The sequence below is a fragment of the Flavobacteriales bacterium genome (assembly GCA_013214975.1).
In the GTDB taxonomy this organism is placed as follows: Bacteria; Bacteroidota; Bacteroidia; order DT-38; family DT-38; genus DT-38.
Genome location: JABSPR010000376.1, coordinates 1 through 9899, shown reverse-complemented (window position 1 = coordinate 9899; position 9899 = coordinate 1). Strand labels below are relative to the sequence as shown.

Annotated in this window: 9 protein-coding genes; 5 read left to right on the top strand and 4 right to left on the bottom strand. The window is 36.4% G+C overall.

What is annotated here, in order from left to right; translation table 11 throughout:
* Positions 1-203 (top strand): amino acid ABC transporter substrate-binding protein (locus HRT72_12015; protein NQY68430.1); only part of this gene is annotated, 203 nt, incomplete at its 5' end.
* Between the two features lie 297 nt (positions 204-500).
* Here HRT72_12015 and HRT72_12010 read toward each other — a convergent pair.
* The 4 genes from HRT72_12010 to HRT72_11995 are packed head-to-tail and all read right to left on the bottom strand — an operon-like array spanning position 501 to position 5209.
* On the bottom strand, positions 501-1175 hold the full coding sequence (locus tag HRT72_12010; protein NQY68429.1) for an outer membrane lipoprotein carrier protein LolA: 675 nt from the start codon (positions 1173-1175) through the stop codon (positions 501-503).
* The gene (locus HRT72_12005; GenBank protein NQY68428.1) at positions 1172-3724 is read right to left on the bottom strand and encodes a DNA translocase FtsK; all 2553 of its coding nucleotides are present in this window, start codon (positions 3722-3724) and stop codon (positions 1172-1174) included. Before HRT72_12005 ends, HRT72_12010 begins: the two co-directional genes overlap by 4 nt.
* 19 nt (positions 3725-3743) lie before the next feature.
* Positions 3744-4436 (bottom strand): hypothetical protein, encoded by a 693-nt coding sequence (locus HRT72_12000; protein ID NQY68427.1) that lies wholly within the window; start codon positions 4434-4436, stop codon positions 3744-3746.
* The gene (locus HRT72_11995) at positions 4430-5209 is read right to left on the bottom strand and encodes an enoyl-CoA hydratase/isomerase family protein (protein ID NQY68426.1); all 780 of its coding nucleotides are present in this window, start codon (positions 5207-5209) and stop codon (positions 4430-4432) included. The genes HRT72_12000 and HRT72_11995 overlap by 7 nt, the downstream gene beginning before the upstream one ends.
* A gap of 185 nt (positions 5210-5394) precedes the next feature.
* Between HRT72_11995 and HRT72_11990 the strand changes: the two genes are divergently transcribed.
* Genes HRT72_11990 through HRT72_11975 form a run of 4 tightly spaced genes read left to right on the top strand, consistent with a single transcriptional unit; the run spans position 5395 to position 9781 of the window.
* Complete coding sequence (locus HRT72_11990) at positions 5395-6336, top strand: arginase (GenBank protein ID NQY68425.1); 942 nt, start codon at positions 5395-5397, stop codon at positions 6334-6336.
* Positions 6336-8129, top strand: coding sequence for an arginine--tRNA ligase (locus HRT72_11985; protein ID NQY68424.1), 1794 nt, complete (start codon positions 6336-6338; stop codon positions 8127-8129). Before HRT72_11990 ends, HRT72_11985 begins: the two co-directional genes overlap by 1 nt.
* 48 nt (positions 8130-8177) lie before the next feature.
* Entirely contained in the window at positions 8178-9521 is a 1344-nt protein-coding gene (ffh, locus tag HRT72_11980) for a signal recognition particle protein (protein NQY68423.1), read from the top strand.
* Positions 9521-9781, top strand: a complete 261-nt coding sequence (locus tag HRT72_11975) for a hypothetical protein (protein NQY68422.1) — start codon at positions 9521-9523, stop codon at positions 9779-9781. Before ffh ends, HRT72_11975 begins: the two co-directional genes overlap by 1 nt.
* Positions 9782-9899 lie beyond the last annotated feature (118 nt).

Here is a 9899-nt window from a genome sequence, read left to right as displayed (position 1 = left end):
CATTGGGATTTGATATTGGATTCTATTATATGAGTATGCTGTTAAACCATGGTTCTGGTTTCGTATCTCAATTAGAAACGGAAAAACACAAAGGGATTCTAAGTTCTTTTGATTTTTACAAAACCGGTTTCGATAGTGGTTATGAGAATAATTCTGTGAGTATTCTTCGATATGTTAACTACCGTTTAACTAGGGTAGAGTAATACTATAATCTGTACTTATATCTTTATTGGAGTTTTCTCTTTTAGTTAAAAATCTTGGTCTGATAGGAGTGAAGATGGAACAAAAGAATACAATTTGCTATTGTCCGTGCAAAGAGTAAAAGATAGTGGTAGAATATCGGACTAATCAAGGTATTCTAAAAGGCAGGATTAATTCGAAGTATAATGAAGGATATAAACCGATTGACGACGTAAAAGCGTTGAATGGAAGAATGGAATATATTCAGTCCTATTTATTCCAGCAGAATAAGGTCTCTAAGCGAAGTAGCTATTGAAGAATTATAAACGAAGATCGTTCACTTCAATATTAGGATGTTTCTTAGTGTCAAACTTGAAAATATCGTCTGTAAGAGGTGTATTTGTTTCGAACTTAGAAATACTATAAGTGTAGGTCATCCCATCTTTGCCGTTAATAATAACAGAAAGGATCTGCTTTTCAGCTCGTTTTACTATTAATTTAATGGTGTGAAAACTCTTATCCTCGCTTTCTTCTGGGAATAGATTAATCTGATCACAGATAACACCTTTTATATTTATTTCTTGATCGTATTTGTATTTAAACCCTTTTTCATAAAACTTGAATATTTTAGTTGGACTAAATAAATTTTCTGCTTCTTCCTCTTCAGTGGGTGCATCGTCTATTTGAACTTCCTCATCTTCAATAACTGTCCAAATAGTTTTACTATCACTAATGATATTTTGGCCCATTACTGTCATATTATAAAACTGGCCTTTTACCAATAGTTTACCAGAAAAAGAATCGCTCATGCTGGGATCAGCTTTGTCTTCCATCGTATTTGTAAACTCGGCTGTAATAGTCTTGTACGTTTTCAATTTGGCGCTTAAGCCATCTAGGATTTTCTTGGCTTGTGGGTCTTGCATTGAGGTTTGTGCGTTAAGTAGACTAGTGCACAGAATTAATAACCCTGTAATTAACGTTAATGCTTTATTCATGATACTTCTTCTGTATTTGTTTCATCACCGCCTTTCAAAAAGCGTTCCAAACTTACTTCGTCTGGATAAAGAACTTGTCTTGCTTTGCTGCCTTCAAATGGGCCAACAATTCCAGCTTCTTCAAGTTGATCCATTATTCTGCCAGCTCTATTGTATCCAAGCTTTAATTTACGTTGTAGTAAAGAAGTGGATCCCTGTTGGTTCATTACAACAACGTGCGCTGCATCTTCGAACATAATGTCTCTGTCTTCAGCTGCCAGGCCACTTCCTCCTTGACTTGAGCTTTCGTCAACATATTCTGGTAATAAGAAGGCATCAGGATATCCTCTTTGTCCACCAATAAAGTCTGTAATCTCCTCCACTTCAGGGGTGTCTACAAATGCACACTGTAATCGAACAGCGTTATTCCCGGTTACAAGTAACATATCTCCCTTTCCAATAAGTTGATCTGCACCGCCTTCATCTAGAATTGTTCTCGAATCTATTTTAGATGTAACTCGGAATGCGATTCTTGCAGGGAAGTTAGCCTTAATTGTACCTGTAATAATATTCACGGAAGGACGCTGCGTAGCAATTATTAAATGAATTCCAATGGCTCTGGCAAGTTGTGCTAACCTTGCAATTGGAGTTTCAACTTCTTTACCTGCTGTCATTATTAAATCGGCGAACTCATCAACAACAAGAACGATGTATGGAAGGTATCGGTGTCCATTTTCAGGGTTTAGCTTTCTGTCAATAAACTTGACGTTATATTCCTTAATATTTCTACAACTGGCATTTTTCAATAATTCATACCGTTGATCCATTTCGATACAAAGTGAATTAAGCGTATGTACAACTTTTTTAGTATCTGTAATTATCGCCTCACCAGAATCAGGCAGTTTGGCTAAGAAATGTCTTTCTATTTTATTGAATAAAGTAAGTTCTACTTTCTTAGGATCTACAAGTACAAACTTTAATTGACTTGGGTGCTTTTTATAGAGAAGGGAAACTAATATTGCATTAAGGCCAACCGATTTGCCTTGTCCTGTGGCGCCGGCCATAAGAAGGTGAGGCATGGTGGTTAAGTCCGTCACAAATGTTTCATTCGAAATAGTTTTACCTAAACCAATTGGTAGTTCCATTTCGCAATTTTGGAATTTCTCAGAAGCGATAATAGACCGCATAGAAACCATATCAGGCTTCAAGTTTGGAACTTCAATCCCAATAGTTCCTTTGCCAGGAATTGGTGCAATAATTCTAATTCCGATGGCCGAAAGAGTCATTGCTATATCATCTTCAAGATTTTTAATTTTTGATATCCTCACGCCGGCTGCAGGTACAATTTCATAAAGAGTAACTGTTGGTCCGATAGTGGCCTTTATTTTTGCAATTTCGATGTTGTAATTACGAAGTGTATTTACAATTCTGTTTTTATTGTCATCAAGTTCTTGTTGCTTAACACCGTCTTTATTTGCCTTATATTCTTTTAAAAGATCTACCGGAGGAAGTTCATACGAGCCGAGATCTAAAGTAGGGTCATACTGACCAAACTCTTCTTTCTTCTCATTAAGTTCGGATTTAGTTAATTCAACTGTATCATCTGTTGCTTCCTCAACAGCCATATCTACATCATCACCTTCAAGAATTACATTCTCCGCAATTGGCTCTGAAATTGGATCTAAGTCAATAGCAGGCTCGTCGTCTTTAATTTCTGGTTCTGATTCATCGGTATCTTCCAATTCTGTAGATACCTCATTTACGGGTGTATCGATGTCAATTGTAGATGCTTCTTGCTTTGTTTCTAATTCAGGTTCGGGAATAGATTCATTAATAGGAGGGGAAACAGGTAAGGAGCCATCATCAGGAACTGTTGTCCATGAAGAATCATTTTCATTTACGGTAGGTTCTTGCTCTTTATCTATGGTAAATAGATGCGTGAGAAACGAAACAGAATTGAATGCAGCAATAGTAAATATGAATAGCGAAAGAAGATAAAATAACCCAGTACCGACTTTACCTAAAGTACTTCCCAGCCATATGTTTATTTGGAATCCAATGGATCCGCCTAAGTATAAAAGATCTCCTTCGAAGAAATATCCCATTACAGCAGATACCCAAACTAAGAAGAACATGGAGTAAGCAATTGTTCTTTTAATGGGGATTAGGCTTATTTTGACTAAGATTTTAAACCCAACCAAGAATGTGATTAGAATAAATAGGAACGATGCAATTCCAAACCAATGATGAATAAACTGATGCGAAACAATAGTCCCTATTTTTCCTAGCCAGTTATGTGCTTCGATTTCGGGATTCAATAAAAAATCCATCCAAGACCCTGTTACTTTGTCGTGATCGATACGCCATGTGAAAATAAAAGAACAGAATGCAATAAGCATAAAGACTGATCCAAAGACCAAGAACAACCCGGCAGTCTGGTGTGTCTTCTCGTTTGAAATTAAATCTTTAAAGCTTTTTATAAATATTTTGGAGGACTGGATAACGGAAGAGCTTGATTTCTTCTTTTTGTTTTTGTTATCCTTCTTGTAATCCCTGCTGGTTAGAGCCATTTAATAATTGAGGGTAATGTCATTGAAAATTTTCAAATATCGCAGCCATTTTTTCTTCTGAGATAAATTCATATCCCTCAGTAGGTTTTTCAAACAACGATTTAGGTACTTCCTTCTTTTCAACTTTGGAACAGGTAAATTTCATTTCCAATCCATATCTAGTCATTTGATATTCCATCAAAAATCCTGGAATACCTTTGAATTCCTTATCCCAGTTACTTCCCTTTACAGAAATTTCATCTGTATAATAAATCTTGTATTCAGCTCCGTCAAGATCCTTGTTTATTATGATAGCTTCATCACAGGAGTAACCAGCGATAGTTTTGGTATTTCCAGTAGGAGTGATTTCTAAGTTGGGCCAATCTTTTCCGACATTCAAAGAATCCCATGTTACTGCATGTTTGTTTCCTAAAAGAGAAACTAAAAGAGTAAGACTTTTGTTATTGTAATTTGATATGTATTTTGTTTTGAACATGCCAAATCCAGCGGACATATCAGAAACATAACTGTCGTCCTTGATTTGCATCGTCATCTTGTTTGGGTACAATTCAACCATTACATCATTTTCTCCAACACTCGGATAGGTAATATTGAATTCAATTGCACCCTCAGAGAAACCGCCAAGATGCAAAGCGTCGCATCCAGAAAGCACAAATGTTATGGCGATTAAAGAAATGAGATATAAAGTATTCTTCTTTACTGTTGTTACCATGTAATCTCTCCTCTATTTAAGAATGCTTTAATACCCTTTTTGCAATCTTTTGTTTGTCTTGAACTTGCGTTCATTTTAGCCGACCAAACTAGTGCTTCATCAAGCTCTTTCTCTTGAATAATATTGATAGTTTTCTTTGTACGCTTTAAAGATTCAAAAGATGCATTTTTACAAAGGTTTGACGCAAATGTAACCACTTTATTCTTAATCTCATTTTTCGATTCGATGTAATTAATAAGCCCAATAGACTGTGCCTTCGCTGCATCAATTAATTCACCGGTTAAAAGGAGTTCTTTCGCTTTAGCTTCTCCTACTTTTCTAATTAAGAATACACTTACCAATGCGGGTACAAAGCCGATTTTTACTTCTGTATATCCAAACCTTGCTGTAGGGATTGAAAATACAAAATCACATATGGTTGCTAATCCGCAGCCTCCTGCAATAGCATCGCCTTCTACTTGAGCAATAACTACTTTGTTTAAGTGGTAAACTGTTTCGAAAAGTTCTTTGAGTCGCATGGAATCTTCAAGGTTCTCACCTTCGCTATCATTGAGTATCTTATTTAGGTATTCTAAATCTGCCCCTGCAGAAAAAACTGGACCATCAGCTTTAAGAACGACAACCTTACATGTATCATCGTTCGAAGCTTTATTGAAGCATAGAAGTAATTCGCCTATTAGCAGTGGGCTTAGTGCATTTCTCTTTTCTTTCCTTTGAATTTCGATGTATCCAATTCGGTCAAGACAAGTGTAGGAAATGTTGCTGAATGCCATTATTGGATTAATTCTTTAACTAAGATCCTAAAGTAATATAAAGCTTGTTTTTATCCCAGTTATTTATGAGCTAAAACCCAAATATTATTAACTCGCGTTTGATCAATTATGATTGAACTATGGCTATTTTTGCTCACGCAATAGCGAGTATGATAAATTAAGGAGATAATAGCTTATCGATAAAGATGCCTGAAGTAAAAATTTGGATAAATATGTCTGAACTCGGTGCAGGAGTACGAGGTACTTGTAATGCATTCGAAGCATTGCAGTTAGCTTCAGTCGATACAGGAAGTATATTGTTTGAGGAGTCAGATGTGGAAGAAATTAAAAATTTTAATTCAAGTTTTGATTCTTCTATAGTTAACCCTTTTGCGAAGAGATTGCCAGCTCTTGTTAAAACGTATAGTGAGTTGTGTGACAAGATTGGGACTTCAGATAAATTTCCTGTAATAATTTCAGGAGATCATAGCTCCTGTGGTGGTACAGTCGCAGCATTGAAGAAGGCTAATCCGAATAAAAGCATTGGAATTATTTGGATTGATGCGCATGCGGATCTTCATTCACCCTATACCAGTCATAGTGGTAATACACATGGGATGCCGGTAGCGTGTATGTTGCAGGAAGATAATAAAGAAAATGCGTTTAGAGAAATTGATCAAGAAACAATTAGTGGTTGGGATGAACTAAAGGCTGTTGGAGGTGATTATGCTAAAATTGGCTATAGCGACATTGTGCAATATGCAGTTCGAGAGACCGAATGGGAAGAGGATTTATTGATAGAGAATAACGCAGTTAAGGCATTTAGTGTTAATGATATTAGGAAGCAAGGAGCTGTTGATGTCATAACAGAGGGACTTGCATATTTGGAAAAGCAGGATTTGATTTATATATCTTTTGATGTGGATTCTATGGATCCATCTATATCGAGAGGAACAGGTACTCCGGTTGATGAAGGGGTAACCGAGCTAGAAGCAGAGCAAATGATTTTGAAGGCTTTGGAAGATCCACGAGTTTGTTGTTTGGAGATTACAGAGATAAACCCGGTTATTGACGATAAAGGAAATGCTATGGCTGAAACCGCCTTTAGAATTTTAGAAAAAGCAGTAAGAAAAATAGAGCAATTATGATATCTATTAAAGAGCGAATTGAAGAATGTGTAGTGAAACAGTTGAATGAGCTATACGATTTAGAAGTAAGTAGGGAAAGAGTTGTGGCTCAAAAAACGAATCCTGTTTTTGAAGGCGATCTTACTATTGTGGTTTTTTCTTTTGTAAAGCAATTGAAAAAATCTCCTGTAGAAATAGGAGAACAACTTGGTGATGCCTTAGTAGGTAATATGAAAGAAATTAGCTCTTATAATGTAGAGAAGGGCTTTTTGAATTTAGTTGTAGGTAATGAATATTGGCTTGAAGCTTATAATGAGATTGACAGCTCTGTGGATTATGGTTTTGTGAAAGCTACAAAAGAGGCAGAGTCGGTTATGATAGAATTCTCATCTCCAAATACAAATAAGCCATTACACCTAGGTCATGTAAGAAATAACTTATTGGGTCATTCAGTGGCTGAGATACTTAAGGCAAGTGGCCGAAATGTAATAAAGGTTAATCTGGTTAACGATAGAGGAATACATATTTGCAAATCGATGATTGCTTGGCAAAGGTGGGGAGAGGGTGCTACACCTGAATTGGAGAAGAAGAAGGGAGATAAGCTTGTTGGTGATTATTATGTAAGGTTTGATCAGGAATATAAAAAGGAAGTAGCTGATGCTGTTGCTTCTGGTAAGGATAAAGAGGTAGCGGAGAAGGAATCTGAATTAATGGAATCAGCAAAAGAAATGCTTCGTAAATGGGAGGATGGTGAAGAGGAAACGATTCTGTTGTGGGAAAAGATGAATGGATGGGTGTATGATGGCTTTAAGCAAACATATGCTCGAATGGGAATTGGTTTTGATAAAGTATATTATGAATCCGAAACGTATTTATTAGGTAAGGAGATAGTTGAAAAAGGTTTAAAAGACAATGTTCTTTACAAGAAGGAAGATGGTTCTGTTTGGTGTAGTTTGGAGCAAGATAAGATGGATGATAAGCTTCTTTTGAGATCTGACGGGACATCTGTTTACATGACTCAGGACTTAGGAACTGCTGTGCAAAGATTTGGAGATTATACTTTAAATAACATGCTTTATGTAGTTGGTAATGAGCAGGATTATCATTTCAGGGTGTTGTTTAATGTTCTTGGTAAGCTAGGGTATAGATGGTCGGAAGGAATGGCTCATCTTTCGTATGGAATGGTAGATCTCCCAAGTGGTAAAATGAAATCTAGAGAAGGTACTGTTGTGGATGCGGATGATTTAATGGAGGAAATGGTAAATACTGCTAGAGCAACTACTGAAGAGTTAGGGAAAGTAGATTCATTTTCGAACGAAGAAGCAGCTGAGTTGTACGAAATGATTGGTATGTCTGCGTTGAAGTATTTTATTTTGAAAGTTGATCCGCAGAAAAAAATGATGTTCGACCCAAAAGAATCAATAGATTTTAACGGCAACACCGGACCTTTTATTCAATATACCCATGCTAGAATCTGTTCCATTTTAGAAAAGTCAAAAATCTCTCAAGATGATGTTATGTATATTCAAATAGAACCATCTCAATTGCATGTTAAGGAAAAAGAATTAATAAAACGATTAGTCGATTATCCTGAAGTTATTCAAGAAGGAGCAAGTAATTATAGTCCAGCTATAATTGCTAATTATATATACAGCTTGGCTAGAGATTACAATCAGTTTTATCAGGAGGTTTCTATATTAAAAGAGAAAGACGATTTATTGTTGAAATTCAGAGTATCTCTTTCTTATTCTGTATCGCAAACAATTAACTCAGGGATGCTTCTTTTAGGCGTTGAAGTGCCTCGGAAAATGTAGTTCTATGGGAATAATGTCCTATCTTTAACGGACAAATTATTTCATTGTATGTTTGAGAATTTATCGGGTAAATTAGAGCGCGCCTTCAAGGTACTTAAAGGTCAGGGGCAAATTACCGAAATCAATGTAGCGGAAACGCTTAAAGAAGTTAGGAAGGCGTTATTAGATGCCGATGTTAACTACAAGATAGCCAAAGACTTTACTGCAAGCGTTAAAGAAAAAGCATTAGGTCAGGATGTTTTAACTGCCGTATCTCCAGGGCAGTTAATGATTAAGATTACCCACGATCATCTTCAGGATTTAATGGGAGGTGATACTTCCGAAATAAATCTCGATAAAAATTTCTCAGTAATACTTGTTTCAGGACTTCAAGGCTCTGGAAAAACAACTTTTTCAGGAAAGCTCGCTAATCTTCTTAAAGCTAAAAAAGGTAAGAATCCACTATTAGTGGCATGTGACATATATCGTCCGGCTGCAATAGATCAATTGGAAGCTCTTGCTTCGCAAATCGGTGTAGACGTTTATTCTGAAAGGGAAAGTAAAGACGCTGTTTCAATTGCTCGCAATGCTGTTGCACACGGAAAGTCGAGTGGGCATAATGTTGTAATTATTGATACTGCAGGTAGATTGGCTATTGACGAGCAGATGATGACTGAAATAGCTGATGTCAAAAATGCTATTAATCCATCGGAGACTCTATTTGTTGTTGATTCAATGACAGGTCAAGATGCAGTTAATACAGCAAAAGAATTTAACGACCGATTAAATTTTGATGGAGTTGTATTGACGAAATTAGATGGTGATGCTAGAGGTGGAGCTGCTCTTTCCATCAAATCTGTAGTTAATAAGCCAATTAAATTTATTGGTACAGGAGAAAAAATGGAAGCTTTGGATGTGTTTCATCCGAGTAGAATGGCAGATCGTATCCTTGGAATGGGGGATGTTGTATCGTTAGTTGAACGGGCACAAGAAAATTTTGATGAAGAAGAAGCGAGAAAGCTTTCTAAGAAAATTGCAAAGAACCAGTTTAATTACAATGATTTTGTTTCTCAGATTAATCAGATCAAAAAGATGGGTAATATCAAGGATTTGGCTGGTATGATTCCAGGCATGGGGAAAATGATGCAAAATGTAGAAATTGGTGATGAACCATTTAAAGGAATTGAGGCTATTATTGGTTCTATGACTAAGGAGGAGCGATTAAACCCTCAGCTTTTAAATGGTAGTAGAAGAAAAAGAATCGCAGTAGGTAGCGGTAACGATATCCAAGAAGTAAATAAAATGATTAAGCAGTTTGAGGATATGCGTAAGATGATGAAAATGATGGGGGACAAGAAACAGATGGCCAATATGATGGCTAAGATCCCCGGTATGGGTAACATGATGAAATAATTAATTGGATGGAGTTAATAGACGGAAAAAAGATAGCTAGCGATATTAGGCAAGAGATTGTAATCGAAGTAGATAGGCTTAAAGCAGACGGGAAAAAAGCACCGCATTTAGCAGCTATTATTGTTGGTTCAGATGCAGCTAGTGAAACATATGTTGCGAGTAAAGCTAAAATGTGTGATTCGGTGGGTTTCGATTCTACGGTTTTAAAATTTGATGCGTCTATATCAGAAGCAGACCTTTTAGCAGAAGTGGAAAATTAGTGCAATAGGTTGTGGATGTCTTTACAACTGATATATCCCCATCAGTATTCCACCTACCCAATAAATTGTAAATCAGGCCGTTGAGGGAGAAGTCTCAAAAGTTTGTCATTAAGGGTCT